The 19,818-nt window shown below is 40.7% G+C and carries 13 protein-coding genes, 17 tRNA genes and 1 rRNA gene; 1 reads left to right on the top strand and 30 read right to left on the bottom strand.

Features of this window, described 5'->3' with window-relative positions; genetic code table 11:
* Positions 1-147: 147 nt before the first annotated feature.
* Entirely contained in the window at positions 148-1,410 is a 1,263-nt protein-coding gene (gene purD / locus ACYTR8_RS04710) for a phosphoribosylamine--glycine ligase (RefSeq protein WP_269760991.1), read from the bottom strand.
* Positions 1,411-1,690: 280 nt separating this feature from the next.
* Here purD and scrM point away from each other — a divergent pair, with 280 nt between their 5' ends.
* Positions 1,691-2,818, top strand: coding sequence for a peptidoglycan hydrolase ScrM (scrM, locus tag ACYTR8_RS04705; protein WP_111714679.1), 1,128 nt, complete (start codon positions 1,691-1,693; stop codon positions 2,816-2,818).
* Between the two features lie 79 nt (positions 2,819-2,897).
* On the opposite strand, the gene purH is transcribed toward scrM, so the two are convergent.
* From purH to rrf, 29 genes are all read right to left on the bottom strand, one after another.
* On the bottom strand, positions 2,898-4,442 hold the full coding sequence (gene purH / locus ACYTR8_RS04700) for a bifunctional phosphoribosylaminoimidazolecarboxamide formyltransferase/IMP cyclohydrolase (protein WP_479641747.1): 1,545 nt from the start codon (positions 4,440-4,442) through the stop codon (positions 2,898-2,900).
* 50 nt (positions 4,443-4,492) lie between these two features.
* Positions 4,493-5,047 carry a phosphoribosylglycinamide formyltransferase gene (gene purN / locus ACYTR8_RS04695; protein ID WP_111714673.1) on the bottom strand — a complete coding sequence of 185 codons (555 nt, stop codon included), beginning with the start codon at positions 5,045-5,047 and terminating at the stop codon, positions 4,493-4,495.
* Positions 5,040-6,068 (bottom strand): phosphoribosylformylglycinamidine cyclo-ligase, encoded by a 1,029-nt coding sequence (purM, locus tag ACYTR8_RS04690; RefSeq protein ID WP_479640502.1) that lies wholly within the window; start codon positions 6,066-6,068, stop codon positions 5,040-5,042. The genes purN and purM overlap by 8 nt, the downstream gene beginning before the upstream one ends.
* 151 nt (positions 6,069-6,219) lie before the next feature.
* On the bottom strand, positions 6,220-7,671 hold the full coding sequence (gene purF, locus ACYTR8_RS04685; protein WP_138124332.1) for an amidophosphoribosyltransferase: 1,452 nt from the start codon (positions 7,669-7,671) through the stop codon (positions 6,220-6,222).
* A 118-nt stretch (positions 7,672-7,789) separates the two neighbouring features.
* Positions 7,790-11,515 carry a phosphoribosylformylglycinamidine synthase gene (locus ACYTR8_RS04680; protein WP_479641759.1) on the bottom strand — a complete coding sequence of 1,242 codons (3,726 nt, stop codon included), beginning with the start codon at positions 11,513-11,515 and terminating at the stop codon, positions 7,790-7,792.
* 208 nt (positions 11,516-11,723) lie between these two features.
* Positions 11,724-12,434 carry a phosphoribosylaminoimidazolesuccinocarboxamide synthase gene (gene purC / locus ACYTR8_RS04675; protein WP_479641746.1) on the bottom strand — a complete coding sequence of 237 codons (711 nt, stop codon included), beginning with the start codon at positions 12,432-12,434 and terminating at the stop codon, positions 11,724-11,726.
* A 164-nt stretch (positions 12,435-12,598) separates the two neighbouring features.
* Positions 12,599-12,841, bottom strand: a complete 243-nt coding sequence (locus ACYTR8_RS04670) for a phosphopantetheine-binding protein (RefSeq protein ID WP_111714661.1) — start codon at positions 12,839-12,841, stop codon at positions 12,599-12,601.
* Entirely contained in the window at positions 12,834-13,841 is a 1,008-nt protein-coding gene (plsX, locus tag ACYTR8_RS04665) for a phosphate acyltransferase PlsX (protein ID WP_111714659.1), read from the bottom strand. Before plsX ends, ACYTR8_RS04670 begins: the two co-directional genes overlap by 8 nt.
* A gap of 106 nt (positions 13,842-13,947) precedes the next feature.
* The gene (gene recO / locus ACYTR8_RS04660) at positions 13,948-14,712 is read right to left on the bottom strand and encodes a DNA repair protein RecO (RefSeq protein WP_111714656.1); all 765 of its coding nucleotides are present in this window, start codon (positions 14,710-14,712) and stop codon (positions 13,948-13,950) included.
* 224 nt (positions 14,713-14,936) lie between these two features.
* Positions 14,937-15,899 carry a ribose-phosphate diphosphokinase gene (locus ACYTR8_RS04655; protein WP_003049033.1) on the bottom strand — a complete coding sequence of 321 codons (963 nt, stop codon included), beginning with the start codon at positions 15,897-15,899 and terminating at the stop codon, positions 14,937-14,939.
* A 153-nt stretch (positions 15,900-16,052) separates the two neighbouring features.
* Positions 16,053-17,255 (bottom strand): peptidoglycan hydrolase PcsB, encoded by a 1,203-nt coding sequence (pcsB, locus tag ACYTR8_RS04650; RefSeq protein WP_479641745.1) that lies wholly within the window; start codon positions 17,253-17,255, stop codon positions 16,053-16,055.
* A 913-nt stretch (positions 17,256-18,168) separates the two neighbouring features.
* A tRNA-Ser gene (locus ACYTR8_RS04645) sits at positions 18,169-18,256 on the bottom strand.
* 7 nt (positions 18,257-18,263) lie between these two features.
* Positions 18,264-18,337: transfer RNA gene (locus ACYTR8_RS04640), tRNA-Ile, on the bottom strand.
* 26 nt (positions 18,338-18,363) lie between these two features.
* A tRNA-Gly gene (locus ACYTR8_RS04635) sits at positions 18,364-18,434 on the bottom strand.
* 9 nt (positions 18,435-18,443) lie between these two features.
* A tRNA-Phe gene (locus ACYTR8_RS04630) sits at positions 18,444-18,516 on the bottom strand.
* Positions 18,517-18,533: 17 nt separating this feature from the next.
* Positions 18,534-18,607, bottom strand: a tRNA-Met gene (locus tag ACYTR8_RS04625).
* Between the two features lie 9 nt (positions 18,608-18,616).
* Positions 18,617-18,706: transfer RNA gene (locus ACYTR8_RS04620), tRNA-Ser, on the bottom strand.
* Positions 18,707-18,718: 12 nt separating this feature from the next.
* Positions 18,719-18,792 (bottom strand) — tRNA-Ile (locus ACYTR8_RS04615).
* 20 nt (positions 18,793-18,812) lie between these two features.
* Positions 18,813-18,886 (bottom strand) — tRNA-Met (locus ACYTR8_RS04610).
* Between the two features lie 5 nt (positions 18,887-18,891).
* Positions 18,892-18,965 (bottom strand) — tRNA-Pro (locus ACYTR8_RS04605).
* A 6-nt stretch (positions 18,966-18,971) separates the two neighbouring features.
* Positions 18,972-19,045: transfer RNA gene (locus tag ACYTR8_RS04600), tRNA-Arg, on the bottom strand.
* Between the two features lie 15 nt (positions 19,046-19,060).
* A tRNA-Leu gene (locus ACYTR8_RS04595) sits at positions 19,061-19,145 on the bottom strand.
* 8 nt (positions 19,146-19,153) lie between these two features.
* Positions 19,154-19,225, bottom strand: a tRNA-Gly gene (locus ACYTR8_RS04590).
* Between the two features lie 11 nt (positions 19,226-19,236).
* Positions 19,237-19,309: transfer RNA gene (locus tag ACYTR8_RS04585), tRNA-Thr, on the bottom strand.
* 10 nt (positions 19,310-19,319) lie between these two features.
* A tRNA-Leu gene (locus ACYTR8_RS04580) sits at positions 19,320-19,401 on the bottom strand.
* A 5-nt stretch (positions 19,402-19,406) separates the two neighbouring features.
* Positions 19,407-19,479 (bottom strand) — tRNA-Lys (locus ACYTR8_RS04575).
* A 31-nt stretch (positions 19,480-19,510) separates the two neighbouring features.
* Positions 19,511-19,583: transfer RNA gene (locus ACYTR8_RS04570), tRNA-Asp, on the bottom strand.
* Positions 19,584-19,602: 19 nt separating this feature from the next.
* Positions 19,603-19,675 (bottom strand) — tRNA-Val (locus tag ACYTR8_RS04565).
* 16 nt (positions 19,676-19,691) lie between these two features.
* Positions 19,692-19,807, bottom strand: a 5S ribosomal RNA gene (gene rrf / locus ACYTR8_RS04560).
* Between the last annotated feature and the right edge of the window lie 11 nt (positions 19,808-19,818).

Here is a 19,818-nt window from a genome sequence, read left to right as displayed (position 1 = left end):
CCATTTTCCCTGTCATAGCCTTAACAGGCTATGACTTTCACCACTATGTCACTGCAAGTTGGCTCACTACGTTCGCTTCTTGCTTGCGCTTTTTAATATTTCAATTTGATGATAAATTCAAATAAATTAACAAACCTACTGCCAATTTTATTTCAAAGCCTTGCTTCCGATATCGTTACGGTAAAAGAGGCCTGGCCGTTTTTGTTTGTCCAGTTCTTGGTAAATTCTGGTTTGCGCAGCTGAGACATCGTCAGCTGTGGTGACCAACATGTAAACCCGACCGCCATTGGACAGCAGTGCTTGGCCATCCGCCGAAAACTTAGCGCCGGCATAGTAAGTCACAATCTCGCCCTCGCTTTTAGCTGGCAAAACAACACCTTTGTCATAGGCTAATGGGTAACCTTCTGAGGCAACCACGACACCCAGAGTAAGTCCTTCTTCTAACCAAGTGATTGTGGTGTCCTTTTGATCAAGAATGTCTGAAATGTTTTGGGCAAAGTTTGATGTGAGGCGCGGAAGAATAATCTGAGTCTCAGGATCACCGAAACGAGCATTGAACTCAATAACTTTTGGACCCTCATCCGTCAAAATCAGACCCGCATAAAGGATTCCAAGGTAAGGACGTCCTTCCTTAATCATGCCGTCAAGAACCGGTTTAACAATGGTTTCCACAGCTTGATCAACCACATCTTGTGAAATGTGCGGAACTGGGGCATAAGCTCCCATACCGCCTGTATTAGGACCCTTGTCACCATCATAGGCCCGCTTATGGTCTTGCGCTGTCGGCATCATATAGAACTTGTCGCCATTAACGAAAGCAAAGAGTGAAAATTCCTCACCCTCAAGAAACTCTTCAATGACTACTCGGGCACCAGAATCGCCAAATTTATTGTCTAGAAGCATCTCATGAGCAGCTTCTACCGCCTGATCAACCGTTTCAGCCACAACAACACCCTTACCAAGAGCTAAACCGTCAGCCTTAACAACGATTGGCGCGCCTTTTTCTAGGATGTAGGCCTTTGCTTCTTCGAAGTCGGAGAATGTGCCATAGGCTGCTGTCGGAACTTGGTACTTAACCATGATTTCCTTAGCAAAATCCTTAGACCACTCAAGCTCTGCTGCTAAACGACTTGGGCCAAAAGCATTCAAGCCGGCTATGTTAAAATCATCAACAATCCCAGCTGCCAAAGCATCATCTGGACCAATAAACGTCCAAGCAATATCATTTTCTTGCGCAAAGGCAATCAATCTTGAATGTTCGGAAATAGCAATGTCGACCAATTGCAAACCATCTAAGGTCATGCCATCATTACCAGGAGCAACAAAAACAGCCTCAACCCCATCAGACTCTAATAATTTTTTAGCGATAGCATGTTCACGACCACCAGAACCAACAACTAATAACTTCAAAACAAATACCTCATTTACGTATTATCTTAAAACATTATAACACATTTGTTCGTTTAATGTTTTGTTTTCCGTCTATTTATAGGTTTTATTTATATAATGTTCGTTAATTGATTAAGTGTGTCCTGTTTCAAATTTACTTTCACATTGTTCAAAGTTTCCCAGTCTCCAGCCTTGATTACCCTTTTACTACTGTGTCCACAGTAACTATTTTTTAAAATATTAATCAACTTCTGTCATTTTTGTCCTCCTCTTTCGAATAATTAGTTACAGGAGGTAATGAATGAAAAAAATTCATCAATTGTTAGTGTCAGGAGCAATCCTTTTGAGTGTTAATGGTGCTGTATCTTCAGTTGCATCCACTTTGAATGCAGAGCATACAGGAGTTGTTCATGCAGCTGTCCTTGGGGATAATTATCCTAGCAAATGGAAAAAGGGATCTGGAATTGATTCTTGGAATATGTATGTTCGTCAGTGCACATCATTTGTCGCTTTCCGTCTGAGTTCAGCAAATGGTTTTCAGTTGCCCAAAGGCTATGGGAATGCCTGCACTTGGGGACATATTGCAAAAAAACAAGGCTATACTGTCAATAAGACCCCTAAAGTCGGGGCAGTAGCGTGGTTTGATACTAACGCTTTCCAATCTCATGCAACGTATGGTCATGTGGCTTGGGTAGCCGAAATACGTGGAGATTCTGTTGTGATTGAGGAATATAATTACAATGCTGGTCAAGGACCTGAGAAATACCATAAGCGTCAAATCCCTAAAAACCATGTGAGCGGTTATATTCATTTTAAAGATTTGCCTAGTGGTGAAGCAAGTAAGTCTCAAACAAAAGAACAACAGGTTTCTAAAGAAGCAGTAAAACAAGGAGGAACTTACCATTTTACTGAGCGTACTCCTGTTAAAGCACAGGCTCAACTCACTAGCCCTGACTTAGCTTATTATAATCCTGGACAATCTGTTCATTACGATCAAGCTATGACCGTTGACGGTCATGAATGGATTAGCTATCTCAGTTTTTCAGGAAGTCGACGTTATATCCCAATTAAAAAGATAGAGCAAAAAACACAACAAGTCTCTGAGACAACATCGCCTATCAATATTGGCGATAGAGTGACTTTCCCTGGCGTTTTCCGTGTGGATCGTATTGTAAACAATCTATTAGTTAGCGAGGAACTAGCTGGTGGGGGCGCTACTTCTCTTAACTGGATTGATCCCTCACCTTTGGATGAAACAGATCGTAAAGGAGTAAAAGCAGGAAATCAAATTTTACAGGCCGGTGAGTTTTTTGTTATCCCAGGTAACTATAGGGTACTGAAAGTCGACCGACCAAGCAATGGGATTTATGTCAAGATTGGATCACGTGGAACATGGTTAACTGCTGATAAAGCCTCTAAATTGCCATAACCCCTTTTCCTCTTCTTCGTTTTCTCTAAATATTATACTAAAAGAGATGTGTCCTAGACGACCACATCTCTTTTAGTTTTTAATGTCTAAAATGTCTGACACCTGTAAATACCATAGTCAGGCCATGTTTATTGGCAGCGTCAATAGAATCTTGATCTCTAACTGAACCACCTGGCTGAATAATGGCTTTAATCCCTGAAGCCGCAATTTCTTCAATATTATCAGCAAAAGGAAAGAAAGCATCGGAAGCTAATACTGCTCCATCAAGATGCTTCTTAGCTTGCTCAATAGCAATACGAACAGAAGCCACACGATTGGTTTGTCCTGGACCTACACCTAAAGTCATACGGTCATTCGCGATAAGAATCCCATTTGATTTAACATATTTGATGGCTTTCCAAGCAAACTCCAAAGCAGTCATTTCCTGCTCTGATGGTTGTCGTTCCGTAACTATTTGCCAATCCGCCGGACTCTCTGAAACAACATCCTGATTTTGGACGAGCATTCCACCAACTACACCGGTATACTCCTTTTCCAGTTCGCTGGCATCTTGAGCACCAAAAGGTAATTCAAGGAGACGCAAATTTTTCTTTTTATGGGTTAGAATGGCGAGCGCTTCTTCCGTGTAAGATGGCGCAATAATGATTTCAAGAAAAACAGGATGCATCTTCTGAGCTGTCATGGCATCAACTTCACGGTTGAGAACCACAATCCCACCAAATATAGATACCGGATCGGCCTCATAGCAGTAATCCCACGCTGTTTCAATAGTATCTGCCTGCCCAATGCCACATGGATTCATATGCTTAAGAGCCACAACTGTTGGTTGATCTTTAAAATCGCGAATAATTCGGATTGCCGCATCTGCATCTCGAACGTTGTTAAAAGACAATTCCTTTCCATTAAGTTGTTTGACAGAAGCAATGGCATATTCCGTTGGAATAGCATTTTGATAAAAATCAGCAGCTTGTTGGGGATTTTCTCCGTAACGCATAGATTGTTTCAAATCATAAGTCAAAGTCAGTTTTTCTGGCTTATTTTCACCAACTTGAGTCGTGAAATAATCTGCAATCAAAGCGTCATAGGCAGCGGTATGACGAAAAACTTTAGCAGCCAGACGCTGACGCGTCTCATATGTTGTATTCCCGGTTTCAGTCAGTTCTGCCAAGACAAGAGGGTAATCACTCGGATCAACTATAACAGTCACACTGGCATGATTTTTTGCTGCAGAGCGCAGCATTGAGGGACCACCAATATCAACATTCTCCACTGCTAAATCATACGTCACATCTGGACGCAAAATAGTTTCCTTAAAAGGGTAAAGATTGACCACTACAAGATCAATAAGCTCTATATTATTCTCGCGAGCAGACTGCAAGTGACTATCTCTATCACGACGAGCTAAAAGCCCCCCGTGAATATTGGGATGAAGGGTCTTAACACGACCATCCATCATTTCTGGAAATCCTGTCACATCATCAATAGCAATGGTCTCAAGACCTGCTGCATCAAGTGCCGTCTTAGTCCCACCAGTTGAAATAATGTCCCAACCAAGATTTTTTAATTCCTGAGCAAACTCTACAATGCCCGCTTTATCTGAAACACTAATGAGTGCACGTTTCATTCTATTCTCCTTAATAAGTGTCACTAGGACGTTTTTTATTTAACTGTTATCTATTTCCTGTCAACGCCTAAACGATCCAATACTTCTGGATAAAGCTGATACTCCGCTTTATGAATCCTTGTTTCAAAATCTTCAATGGTATCACTAGCCAACCGTGACACGCGCACCTGCTGTATGATGTCACCCGTATCAACTCCGCTGTCAACCCAATGCACAGTTACGCCTGACTGGTCTACGCCTGCTTGCCAGGCATCTGAAATCCCATGAGCTCCTGGAAATTCTGGTAAATAAGCTGGATGAATATTAATCATTCGGCCCTCATAAGCATCCAGAAGAGTAGGCCCTACAATTTTCATATAGCCTGCTAAACAAATCAAATCAATGTCATGTTTGTCAAGAAACTGGACAATTTCTTTTTCATAGGCAGCCTTAGTTTCAAATTCCTTGAGTTCAAATGTAACTGCCCTAACCCCAAGTTTTTGGGCACGTTCTAAAACATAAGCATCTCGTCGATCTGAAAAGACCAGTTCAACCTGGAATTGCTCTGCAATCACTTGAAAATTTGATCCATTGCCAGATGCAAAGACGGCTATTTTTTTAGCCATTTGAAATCACCACACTAGCATCCCTTTTGGTCACGATATGACCGATATCATAGACTGGTTCGTTAAGGAGTTTCTTGACACGATCCACATTTTCCGGTGTAACTGCTAGAACCAGGCCAATCCCCATATTGAAAATATCAAACATTTCCTCATGCTTAATCTGCCCATACTTCTCAAGAGCTTTAAAAATTGGAAGAACAGGCAACTTATTTTCGTCAATTTCAGCAGCTAAATCATCTGCAAACATACGAGGAATATTCTCTGTAAAACCACCACCAGTGATATGGGCAATGCCATTAACCAACCCTTCCTTGATAAGAGGAAGCACAGCTTTCACATAAATACGAGTTGGCTCAAGAAGAACATCTTTAAGTTTTTGACCCTCCAGTTCAGGCAAAACCTCATCTCCTGTATAATCAGCAAAGACACGACGAACAAGTGAATAACCATTCGAGTGGATGCCACTTGAAGCAAGGCCTAGAAGAATATCACCTTCGGCAACTTTTGACCCATCCAAAATCTGAGACTTTTCAGCAATACCAACTGTAAAACCAGCCAAGTCATAATCCTCTTCGCCGTACATGCCTGGCATTTCTGCTGTTTCACCTCCGATAAGGGCACAGCCAGCCTGTACACAACCTTCTGCCATACCTGCAACAACTTGTTCCAACTTAGCAGGTTCATTTTTACCAGTTGCAATATAATCAAGGAAATAGAGAGGCTCTGCACCTGCGGCAATAATATCATTAACGCACATGGCTACACAATCCTGACCAATCGTATCATGTTTATCATACTGGATCGCCAGCATGAGTTTGGTACCCACACCGTCTGTTCCAGAAATAAGAACTGGTTCTTTAATACCTGTCTGGGACAAATCAAACATACCACCAAAACCACCTAGAGCTCCCATAACTCCTAATCGCTCTGTACGAGCCACGTGTTTTTTTATACGTTCCACAACTTCATATCCCGCCTCAACATCTACTCCAGATTGGGCATAAGCGTTTTTTTCTATCATCATTTTTTCCTTTTTTGATTAAAACTCAACTAAAGTGGTACAGTCCTAGGCAGGTCCTGCTACTAATCGTCATTTCTTATATGGCTTAGGAAGCAACTATTGTCATTAACAAACTTACTGATTAACTGTTGAAATCTACTCCTGTATGCAGTTATTTCACTTTCTCAATATAAAAACTAGTTTGTTCTTCTAAACTTCGTAAATACTCGTCTTCATAATCATACAAAGGTGTTGGGTATTCCCCATCAAAATAAGCCACACAGAGCCCACCTTTAGGAGCATCCGTTTCAAGGCCTATAGCGTCAATCATGGCATCTAGAGAAAGATAGGTTAAACTATCTGCTCCAATAATGTCACATACTTCTTCGACTGTATGATTAGCAGAAATTAATTCCCTTCTTGTTTGGATGTCAATACCATAAAAACAAGGATATTTCAGTTCGGGACTACCAATTGCCACATGAACTTCAGTGGCTCCCGCTTCACGGAGCAAACTAACAATACGGCGTGACGTTGTTCCTCTGACAATAGAATCATCCACCATTACCACACGTTTTCCTTTTACCACACCTGACACTGCTGATAACTTCATGCGAACACCCTGTTCTCGCAAGTCCTGTGTCGGTTGAATGAAGGTTCGTTGGGTGTATTGATTTTTGACCAAACCCATTTCATTTGGCAACCCAGATTCTTCAGCAAAGCCCATAGCCGCTGATAGTGATGAGTTGGGCACTCCAACCACTATATCAGCTTCATGTTGAAATTCCTGCGCTAGCCTTTTTCCCATCTCCTTACGCGCCGTATGAACATTTACACCATAAATAGTAGAATCTGGACGTGCAAAATAAACATATTCCATGGAACAAATGGCTAGTTGAGTATCCGTCGTATACTGATGGTAGGTAATGCCCGAATCATCAATGACAATCAATTCTCCTGGCTTCACATCTCGAATCCATTCAGCTCCAATCACTTCAAAAGCACAGGTTTCCGAGGAAACTACCCAAGCCCCATTTTTCATTTTACCAATAGACAGCGGTCTAAAACCATTTGGATCGAGGGCAGCAATTAATTGCTTTTCTGTCATAAGTAGGTAGGCAAAACCACCTTTTACCCTATTAAGAGCTTCTTTAACTTTTCCAATAAAGTCAGACTGGTGGCTACGGCGGACCAAATGCATCAGAATTTCAGTGTCTGACGAAGCATTGAAAATAGCTCCTTCTCTCTCTAGTTCTTTCTTTAAGGAAATCGCATTGGTTAAATTACCATTGTGACATAACCCAAATTGAGCATCTGTAAACTGGTACAAGAAGGGTTGAATATTATTAATAGAAGCAGATCCTGCCGTGGCATAACGAACATGCCCAATTGCTGCATGACCTGTCAACTTAGTCAAGTCATTCTGATTTTTAAAAACATCTGATAAAAGGCCAGTGGCTCGGTGTTGATGTAGGTTACCTTCATCATTTGAGATAATACCGGCACCTTCTTGACCTCGATGCTGAAGACTATGAAGCCCAAAATAGGTTACCTGAGCTGCTTGAGGATGTCCCCATATTCCGAAGACACCACATTCTTCATTAAGAGATTTTACTTCGTACATTTGTTTTTCCTAATTTCTTTTAGCAATGCTCTTTAAATCCAAAGTCACTATTGCTCTTTTTTAAAACACCATGATTTGAGAATGACACCCGTGAATCGCGCTCTCCTTGTTGGCAACCTTACTTACCAGTAAAATAACGGACTGCGGATTCAAAGAGTTTTTGATCTTTATTCCCTGGAATATTTTGGAAAAGGCCTTCTTCCCAACGTTCTGAGTGCCCCATCTTACCAATAATTTGACCATTTTTGCTGGTAATTCCTTCGATAGCATTGACCGATCCATTTGGATTGTAGCGACTATCCATACTTGGATGACTATCAAAATCTACGTATTGACTAAAAATTTGACCATTATCGCGCAACTCTGCGAATTCCTCTGCAGAGACAACAAACTTCCCTTCACCATGTGAAACTGGAATCACATGCACATCACCAACTTCCACACCTGAAAGCCATGGTGAATTAGTATTTGCAATGCGCGTCTCGACCATCTTAGCCACATGCTGATTAGCATCATTGTAGAAGAGAGTTGGAGAACTCTCCTTGACATTTTCAAAATTGCCATAAGGTAAGAGTCCAGATTTAACAAGAGCTTGAAAACCATTACAGATACCTATGATAAGTCCACCTTTTTCAATAAAATTATCAATAGCAGAGCGGACCTTTTGATTGAGTAGGATGTTGACGATGAATTTGGCAGAACCATCTGGCTCATCCGCTGCTGAAAATCCACCAGCAAAGAAAATAATATTGGCCTTACTGATATTGTCAACCATTGTGTCAACTGACTGTGCAATAGCCACTTCATTCAAGGTCACAAACGGGACCAAATGAACCTCTGCTCCCGCCTGTTCAAAAGCCTTAGCTGAGTCATATTCAGAGTTTGTACCAGGAAACACCGGAATATAAACCAATGGTTTGTCAATTATTTTTTGAGTCGTGATAACTGCATCAGAGACGACAACAGGAACGTCTTCTATATCTTGACTTTGACTAAAAGTAGTTGGATAAATATCTTCCAATTTTCCTTCAAAAGCTGTCAGCAACTTGGCACCCGAAAGAATAACTCCGTTGACAGTAACTGTAAAGTCCGCATGTGTTTTTCCAATTTTGGTTACACCTGAGATTTCTTCAGCTGAAGTAAATATAAAGCCACCAAGTTGTCCTGTCAAGCTATTGTCAAGCTCTGTCAAGGTTACAGATGCTCCAATATGATTACCAAAACTAGCTAGAGCCAAGCTCTCTATAATACCCCCATATTTTATAGCTGATGCAGAACTAATCGTATGGTTAGCTTGAATACTTTCAAAGTTACTAAAATTGGCTTTTATGAGGTCAAAATCAATCTCTTCAGAAATAGTTTGACCAGGAAGATAGTAAATAGTCTCACCTGCGGCTTTAAATTCCGGAGATAAAACGTCTTGTGTGTGTGCAGTTGTAACACCAAAAGCAACCAAGGTTGATGGTACTGTCAATTCCTCAAATGTTCCAGACATGGAATCCTTGCCACCAATGGATGGTAGGCCAAGTTGAATTTGAGCTTCAATAGAACCAAGTAGTGCTGAAACGGGTTGGCCAAAGCGCTCTGCCTGTTTATCCATGCGCTCGAAATACTCTTGATAAGAGAAACGTGCTTTAGACCAGTTAGCACCAGATGCCACCAATCGTGCTGTGGCCTCAATTACAGCATAAGCTGCACCATGATATGGTGACCACTCAGCAATGTAGGCATTGTACCCTTGAGCGATAACTGAGGCTGTTGTGGTGACACCATTTTGAACAGGTAGTTTTTGGACAGAAGCCTCGCTTGGGGTAAGTTGGTAACGACCCCCGATGGGATGATTAACTGTTGAACGACCAACAGAAGAATCAAAAAGGGTTTGAAGACCTTTCTGAGAAGCATGATTAAGATTTGAAAGCACAGTAAGTGTATCTTTTTCAAGCGTTGCTACTGATGTTATGCGACTTTCAGGCAAGTTGACAGCCTTGTCAACTACCTTTGCATCAACAACGACACGAACACCATTAGTATCTAGGAAAGAACGTTCAATGTCAACGATAGTTTGGCCATTCCAAGTCATGACTAGATTTGGCTTTTCAGTAACCGTTGCTACAGTAACAGCCTTAATATTTTCTTTGGAACACTTAGTAATAAACTCCTCAGCATTTTTAGAACGAACGACAACCGCCATCCGCTCTTGGGACTCTGAAATAGCAATCTCTGTTCCATTTAACCCTTGGTATTTGAGCGGTACTTTGTTTAAATCAATTACTAAACCATCAGCCAATTCCCCAATAGCTACACAAACACCACCTGCGCCAAAGTCATTTGATTTCTTAATCAGGCGTGTTACTTCACCATTACGGAAGAGACGCTGAATTTTCCGTTCTTCGATAGCATTCCCTTTTTGGACTTCGGCACCAGCCGTCTCCACAGACTCAGCGGTCTGTACCTTAGAGGAACCCGTTGCTCCACCGATACCATCACGACCTGTTTTCCCACCTAGAAGAATAACAACATCACCAGCTTCTGGTTTTTCACGGATCACATTTCCTTTAGGTGCTGCACCAACAACGGCTCCCAATTCCATACGTTTTGCGACAAATCCTGGGTGGAAGTATTCCTTAACATAAGTTGTAGCAAGACCGATTTGGTTTCCGTATGAGGAATAGCCGTGCGCTGCTGTTTTTGAAATGACTTGCTGAGGGAGTTTTCCAGCGCGAGTATCAGAAATAGGCGTTGTAATGTCTCCAGCACCTGAAATACGCATCGCTTGATAAACGTACGATCGCCCTGATAATGGATCACGAATGGCTCCACCAATACAAGTCGCTGCTCCACCAAAAGGTTCGATTTCTGTTGGATGATTGTGTGTCTCATTTTTAAACATCAAGAGCCATGGCTCTTTAACACCATCAACATCCACGTCAATCTCAACGGAACAAGCATTGATTTCATCAGACACTTCCATATCATCCAAACGCCCATTCGCACGCTCATAGCGACCGAAAATTGTCGCCATATCCATAAGCGTCTGTGGCTTATCAGAACGTCCCAATTCTTCACGCATAGCGATATATTTATCGTAAGTCGCTTGTAGTTGTTTTTGAAATTTAGAAGCGGAAAAATCAATATGTTTTAATTCTGTTTCAAAAGTGGTATGACGACAGTGATCGGACCAATAAGTGTCCAAAACTCTTAACTCTGTTTCTGTCGGTACACGGCCAATTGATTTAAAGTACTCTTGAATGAAAACAAGGTCATCAACCTCCATTGCCAAGCCCTGCTCTGCCTTATAAATCTTAAACTCATTTGACGTGTAAGTCTCAAAGAAATCCAAGGTTGGGATAACCTTGTCCGACTCAGAAAAGTCATGCCGCTCAATGTCTCTTGTTATATCTTTAAATCGAGAATCAACTGGATTGAGAAGATAACGTTTTATAGCTTCAAGCTCTGTTTCTAAAATGTCTTTATTGACCAAATATAGTTGAGCCGTGTTAACCATCACATCATTGGGAGCTCCTAACAATAATAAAGCTTCTTGAGCAGATGCTGCTCTTTGATCAAACTGTCCTGGCAAACTCTCAATTGCAAAAAAAGCAGCATTAGTCAGCTCTGTTTTAATAGTTTCCTCAGGTAAGATACAATCTGTAACCTGTTCAGAAAAGATGTGTTTCTCTGCACGTGGAAACAAAGCAGCGGTTAATCCAAATACATCATAAACTTGAATCATACGAAGTGTTTTCAACGTCGATAACTGCAAATTATGCGTCAGTTCCTTTACCAACGACTCGGTCTTAATCTGAAAATCAGCCTTCTTCTCAACGAAAATACGTTTGTCCATAATTATGATACCAAGTCCGACCAGCAAGCGTCTGAAAAATGGTGGTAAGTCCGAAATCTTTGATTGCGTTGACACACCCCCGTCAGGGCGACTAGAACTTTCAAAGAAGGTTCAGACGTCTATGACGACGCCTCTGACTTATTCACGCGTTTTCCCTATCGCTTGCCGGACGGGTTCAATTTCCTTTCATTTTCTCACTACGTTTGTCTTAATCCAGCTCTTTTAACTTCTCTAAAACAACCTCATAAACAGCTGTCAGACTACCTAAATCCCTTCGAAAGACATCCTTGTCCATATGATGCCCATCTTCATCCCAAAGACGACAATTATCTGGTGAAAATTCATCAGCTAGCAGAATATGACTATCCTTATCAAAGCCAAACTCTAGTTTAAAGTCAACTAATCGAAGACCAACTTGTTCAAACCAAGTCTTAAGATAAGCATTAATACGACGTGTTTCTTGTTTGATATAAGCGATATCTTCCTCACTAGCAATTTTTAACAAGCTAATATGCTCTTCATTAAGAAAAGGATCATCCAACTCATCTTTTTTGTAGTAGAATTCAATAATAGGTGTCTCTAAAACCACTCCCTCTTCAATACCAAACCGCTTAGAAAAAGAACCTGCAGCGACATTGCGAAGCACTACTTCTAAAGGAATAATAGTCACTTTTTTGACTAATTGTTCGGTTTCTGACAAGCGTTTCACAAAATGTGTGTTTATCCCAACAGTGTTTAACTTTTCAAAAATTAAACAAGAAATAGCATTATTTAGGCGTCCCTTTCCGTTAATAGTCTCCTTCCGGGCTCCATTTAGCATCGTTGCCTGATCCTTATAAACAGATAAAATCATGTGCTTATCTTCCGTAGCATAAAGGTCTTTGGCTTTACCTGAATAAATAAGTTGGTTAGTTTCCATAATATTCGTCTTTCGTCATTTTTTTATTTAAGAATAACATAACAAAAAACATTATTCAAGTATTTATTTACATTTATAAGTGAACTTGTTTTTAATGTTCGTTTTTTATAAAGAGAAGTAAAAATAAAAAAGAGCTTGCGCTCTTTGTCTACTCTAATATCACCCTAGGCCAAACGGTTGACCAAATAATCTAACATATCTCCCATAGACTTCATCCCATCAACATCTTCATCTGGAATAGCGATATGAAATTCATCTTCAATATTAATCACAAATTCCACCAATTCAATAGAGTCAACAGCTAAATCATCTTTTAGACTTGTTTGCTCTGTAATAATGAGTTCTAGGTGACTCCTTTGTTTTTTGATTAATGCAATCAATCTCTCTAAAATAGCTTCTCTAGTCATTTGTTTCAGTCTCCTTGGCAAATTCTTCCACCAATTGCCCAACAACCTGTGTCTCTAGCATAGTGCGTACTTGTTTAATCGTTGAAAAGATAGCCTTAGCATCGCTTGAACCATGGGATTTCACAAAAGGTGCCTTTAAACCAAATAAAACCGCTCCACCAGCACTAGAATAATCTAAAGAATTCTTCATGTCATAAAGGCTATCTTTCAAGAGAAGTGCTCCTATTTTTGCTTTCAGACCACCCGATTTAATAGCCTCTTTGAGTTGTCCCATAATACTAATCGCAGTTCCCTCTATGGCCTTCAAAACTGCGTTTCCTGTGAAACCATCTGCGACTACAACATCTGCAACACCTGACATCAAATCACGCGCTTCCACATTCCCTACAAAGGTTAAATTAGGATCTGCAGCCAAAAGGTTATAAGTTTCCTTCCGAAGCGAATCCCCCTTAGTGGCCTCTGTTCCATTGTTTAACAAACCAACACGAGGCTTATGAACACCTCGAACATTCTTTGCGTAAAAAGAACCCAAAATCGCATATTGATGCAAATGTGCTGCTGTATTTTCAGCATTGGCGCCAAGGTCTAACATATCAAAACCTTTACCATCTGTGGTGGGAATAGTTGATAATAACCCTGGACGATCAACACCTTTGATACGCCCCACAATAAATAAACCTGCGGCTAAAAGGGCACCTGTATTTCCTGCTGAAAGAATGGCATCTGCCTCTCCTTCTTTAACAGCCTTAGCTGCTAAAACCATTGACGCATTCTTTTTTCGACGAATGGCTTTTGCAGGCTCATCTTCTGAATAAATTTTCTCATCAGTATGGATAATAGAGACCCGATCAGAGGGAACAAGATAAGCCTCAATTTGAGCTTGATCTCCATAAAGTTGAATGTCAATATCTGGAAAAGTTTCTATTGCCTGATTCACACCTTCAATGATGGCTTTAGGAGCGTTGTCTCCGCCCATAGCATCTATTGCAATTTTCTTCATTTTTGCTCCTTTGATTTCATTTCATCTTTTTGATATCACTTATCATAACGTCATTATTATAGCACAATCTAAGGACATTTCCCATTTAGGACCAAGAAAGACTTAGCTAGTCCTTTGGTTTCATAATATCGCCCCATTTAGCTAAATCATCAATAAACGTTTTACTTTTTAACTTGATTCCTACATAGTCATGATATAACTCGTCAATAAAATAACGAAGTTTTCTTTTCATCTCATCATTTAAGGAAATGGTTCTCAATTCATCAAACTGAATGGTTTGAAAACGGTCTAGTAAATAGATGACATTAGGATCTAGATGATTCCGGTAGTCATCTTTATGATAATGTTCAGGGCAAAGCACACCCGAATAGTGATGTGAAAAATCAAATGGTAGACCGACACGATGACAAAAAACACAGTCATGAAAGTTTATTCTAATCCCAAAACGCTCTAAAACTTGGATTTCAAAAATGTTGGTCAAAACCTCGTAATCCAACCCCTCTTCCATTAAATCAAGTGTCTTTTTCAGAAAGGCAAAGAGGTGAGGATCTGGCTCATTATCTGAAATAGCGGCATCTGCCAAAGCCACTACATAACTCGCATAGGAAAGTCGAAAAAGATCTTTATTAATCTGTTGATAAGTATCCACATGATTGTAGTCGTCAATATAAGAAAGACCTGATTCGTTCAACTTAAATATAAAGTCAGCAGCCGTTAAAGGTTGGATGACGGAAGAAAGTTTAGAACGACTAATATGTTTCACGAAAAACATACGTTTGCCTGCTGTCTCTGTGAATATCTTGACCAATTTATCATCTTCTCGATAATTCCTATTAAAAAGAACAATTCCTAATGACTCGTTTAACTGCATATTCCTCGCCACATCTTTTCTCAACTTTAGCCCATCCAGAGCATTAAATACTGCTCTTATTATACCCAAAATTTCAGAAAATTGCATGACTAACATTAACTCACTAGTCTTGCTTAAAACTTCTCATATTAAGGAAGAATAGTCCCCTTAAAACAAATAAACTTAACTAGTAAAAAGAAAGAGACATAAAAAGCCTGAGACATAAGGTCTCAAGCTTTATCAAATTATTTCCCCATTTCAAATAAAGGTGATAATGGACGTTTTTCATGAATACGAATAATAGCTTCCGCAACCAAATCAGCAATCGAGATTTGTTCAATTTTATCAATGAGACGTTCTTCTGGCAGATAAATAGTATCAAGAACAATTAGTTTTTCGATAGCCGACCGTTGAATATTATCAAGTGCTGGACCAGAAAGAACTGGATGCGTACATGACGCATACACAGCTGTTGCACCCGCTTCAGCAAGGGCATCTGCTGCATGGCAAATAGTCCCTGCGGTATCAATCATATCATCAATCAAGATACATTTCTTACCTTCAACATTACCGATAATATTCATCACTTCACTGGTGTTCATCTTATCCACACTACGACGCTTATCAATAATTGCAATTGGTGTTTGGAGGAATTGTGCTAACTTACGCGCACGAGTCACACCACCATGGTCAGGACTGACAACGACAACATCTTCACCCACTAAACCATGACGATCAAAATAGTCTGCAATTAAAGGTGCACCCATCAAGTGGTCAACTGGAATATCAAAGAACCCTTGAATTTGAGCAGCATGCAAATCAACCGTTAATAAGCGATCTACACCAGCAACTTCTAACATATTAGCAACTAATTTAGAAGTAATCGGTTCACGAGAACGTGCTTTACGGTCTTGGCGTGCATAGCCGTAGTAAGGCATCACAACTGAAATTTTCTCTGCACTAGCTCGTTTCAATGCATCAACCATAATCAGGATTTCCATCAAGTTGTCATTGACTGGCGAACTAGTTGATTGCAAAATAAAGACATGATGACCACGAATTGATTCTTCAATATTTACTTGAATTTCACCATCTGAAAACTGACGTACAGTAGACTTCCCAAGTTGAATCCCCATTGCAGACGCAACTTTTTCTGCTAATTCCTTGTTTGACGATAAGGCAAACAATTTTAAATCAGAATAAGACATTTTTTCCTCCAAAGTTTTAATCCTATACTATTTTAACGTTTTTTAAGGTATTTATCAAATGAAATTAAAAAGGCAACTCACAAAACTTCTTCCCTTTATTTTTGAAAAGAAATAAAAAAGGTTAGAACAGAACTATTCTAACCTAAACGATCATTAATGTGGGTAGATAAATACGACTCCAGATGGGTTAAACCAGCCACGGTGATCAGCAATATACTGTTTACCACTGTAGTTTGATTCCATCACTCGAATATTTGATGAACTTTGAACTTCAACAACTACTGCGACGTGACCATAACCACCATCATTCCAAACTGCAATAGCTCCTGCCATAGGTGTAGATCCTACAGAGTAGCCCGCTGCTTGAGCACTTGCAGCCCATTGTCCACCGTTACCCCAATTGTTTCCTGCCCATGGAGCTAATGATTTCGCACCCCATGTACATTGTCCTACTGGGTAATTATTAACAGAACTATATGAAACTTGTGGTCTTGCTACAGATGCTACTGGTGTTGCAGAAAGTGCTGTAACTGAAGCTGGAGCAGGAGCTGCTGGGCTTTCAGCTACCATAGCTGCTGGTGCAACGATTGCCGCTTTTGCTTCCTCAACAGAAGCTGCTTGTTGAGCTGCTTGTTCTTGAGCTTTAGCTTTAGCTGCTTGTTCTTCTGCTAAAGCCTGAGCGGCTACTTGTTCTGCTGCTTCTTTTTGAGCTACTAAGTTTGCTTTGTCTTCATTAGCAGTTGCCAATTGAAGAGCTAGATTAGCAGTTGCAGCTTCTAAGTTTGCTTGTTGAGTACGTAAAGTATTTTGATTTTCTTCAATCACTGCCATATTAGCAGCAATGGTGTTAATAGCTTCTTGGTTAGCCGCTTGTTTTTCTTCAAGTGAAGCTTTATCAGCTTTTTGTTGCTCTAGCATTTTAGCATTAGCAGAGACTGCTCTGTTAATAGCAACTAAACGAGTAACCACGTCAGAAATTGACTTAGAATTTAAAAGCGCATTGATGTAACTAGATGTTTCATTATTCTTATAAGCGCTACGTGCTTGATTTTTCAGTTTTTCGTTACGAGCAATAATTTGGCTTGTAAGAGATTGAATTTCTTGTTCGAATCCTTTTGAAAGTTCTTCAAGTTCTGAATTTTTTGCTATTAATTTCTCTTGTTCAGATTGTAATGAACTAACTTGTGCCTGTAATGCATTAACTTGATTCTGAGCAGATTGCTGTTCTGCAGTTAAGGCTGAGATTCTTGAGTTAGCATCAGAGATTTTGGTATCAAAATTATCCGCGCTAACTACAGTAGCTGCTCCAAGGGTTACACCACTTACAAGAACGGCTGATAAAATTCTTTTTTTCATAATTAAAAAATTACTCCTTTTTCGATAAGACATCTTATATTTTACCAAAAAAATAAGCATTTAATGTTACGCAATTGTTACAGTTATGTGTAATAATCACTAAAATTCTCTTCTTATTTATTAGTAGATGTGGAAAGTCAAAGACCTCTCCCAACTAATAGAGCGTATTTCTGAAATGTTATCAGATTCAAACTATTACCAATTGTATGTAAAGCATTGTTCTCTCTTTATCAGACTTACTAAGGTTATGTTTTTCTTATCCACAGATAGAAACTGCAATTAGTAAACTTATCCACATGTTAATAACAAAATAAGGTTATAGTCCTTTAGTAGTATAGCCCATTACTTCATTCCCTCACAAAAAAGAAATAGTTGAAATCATTTACAAGTAACTTATGTACTCATCAAAGAAATCCATCTCTCTAATTTCTGTACTGGGTAAAACGATCGTAGTGATTATTAGCCTTTTGGAGCATACAAACAAATCCATATAAAGAACACCTGAACTATAAAATCAAAACAGTCACTCTAATTGTACCCGATACCCCCATCATTCAATCGCTCCTCCTATATTCCAAATTGTTCAATACATGAATCGGGATCTCAAATACTCCTCGAAACTTATTCAAAAATGAATAGGTAACTATCACTTAATCCATTTTATCCTATCTACCACTAATATCATTAAAGAACTAACTTAGCTCATAGAAATGAATAAACTCATCAAATAGGAGTCTTCTGATATCGAAATTTTGAAAACTTTGTACCTTCCTCGTTTTGAGTATTGCAAAAGAGGAGACCGTTTTCGCTCCTCATAATACTTAGCTATAAGAACCCACTACAGCTGATAATGAGCTAGGAAAATTCTATATAAAAAAACAAAGTTACCATAAAGATAACCTTGTCTAACCAACGGAGAATAAGGGATTCGAACCCTTGCGCCAGTTACCCGACCTAACGATTTAGCAAACCGTCCTCTTCAGCCACTTGAGTAATTCTCCAAATAAATGGGCACGAGTGGACTCGAACCACCGACCTCACGCTTATCAGGCGTGCGCTCTAACCACCTGAGCTACGCGCCCAAGCCATAGCTTGGGAAAAACTATAAAGCGGGTGACGAGAATCGAACTCGCGACAACAGCTTGGAAGGCTGTAGTTTTACCACTAAACTACACCCGCGATATAATATGGCGCGAGACGGAATCGAACCGCCGACACATGGAGCTTCAATCCATTGCTCTACCAACTGAGCTACCGAGCCAACTACATTTATATGTATTGCGGGAGCAGGATTTGAACCTACGACCTTCGGGTTATGAGCCCGACGAGCTACCTAACTGCTCCATCCCGCGATAGTTATAAGGAGGATGTGGGATTCGAACCCACGCACGCTTTTACACGCCTGACGGTTTTCAAGACCGTTCCCTTCAGCCGGACTTGGGTAATCCTCCAAATATAATATATGGACCTTGTAGGACTCGAACCTACGACCGCTCGGTTATGAGCCGAGTGCTCTAACCAGTTGAGCTAAAGGTCCCAAGTCATCCATAAAAACAATAGCGGCGAAGGGGATCGAACCCCCGACCTCCCGGGTATGAACCGGACGCTCTAGCCAGCTGAGCTACACCGCCATCAATCGGGAAGACAGGATTCGAACCTGCGACACCTTGGTCCCAAACCAAGTACTCTACCAAGCTGAGCTACTTCCCGAACTGATGCACCCTAGAGGAGTCGAACCTCTAACCGCCTGATTCGTAGTCAGGTACTCTATCCAGTTGAGCTAAGGGTGCTCTATATTAAATTAATGCCGAGGACCGGAATCGAACCGGTACGATGTAAACCATCGCAGGATTTTAAGTCCTGTGCGTCTGCCAGTTCCGCCACCCCGGCTCCTCAAAAGCGAACGACGGGATTCGAACCCGCGACCCCCACCTTGGCAAGGTGGTGTTCTACCACTGAACTACGTTCGCAACTTTTTTTATGCCGGCTACATGACTTGAACACGCGACCCTCTGATTACAAATCAGATGCTCTACCAACTGAGCTAAGCCGGCTAATCTTTTATGCGGGTTAAGGGACTTGAACCCCCACGCCGTTAAGCGCCAGATCCTAAATCTGGTGCGTCTGCCAATTCCGCCAAACCCGCTTCTATGACCCGTACTGGGCTCGAACCAGTGACCCATTGATTAAAAGTCAATTGCTCTACCAACTGAGCTAACGAGTCTTTCCTTCAAAAAATATGACTACTCTTTGAACGGTCCCGACGGGAATCGAACCCGCGATCTTCGCCGTGACAGGGCGACGTGATAACCGCTACACTACGGGACCTGTATCTTTTCAAATACTATGGGAGTTAACGGGATCGAACCGCTGACCCTCTGCTTGTAAGGCAGATGCTCTCCCAGCTGAGCTAAACTCCCATTGAGTGGCCTCTAAGCTAAGCGACTACCGTATCTAACAGGGGGCAACCCCCAACTACTTCAGGCGTTCTAGGGCTTAACTACTGTGTTCGGCATGGGTACAGGTGTATCTCCTAGGCTATCGTCACTTAACTTTTGAACCT

This window comes from Streptococcus sp. F2, from assembly GCF_056500955.1.
The sequence above is the reverse complement of the archived record's forward strand: the minus strand, read 5'-3'. Positions and strand labels throughout refer to the sequence as shown.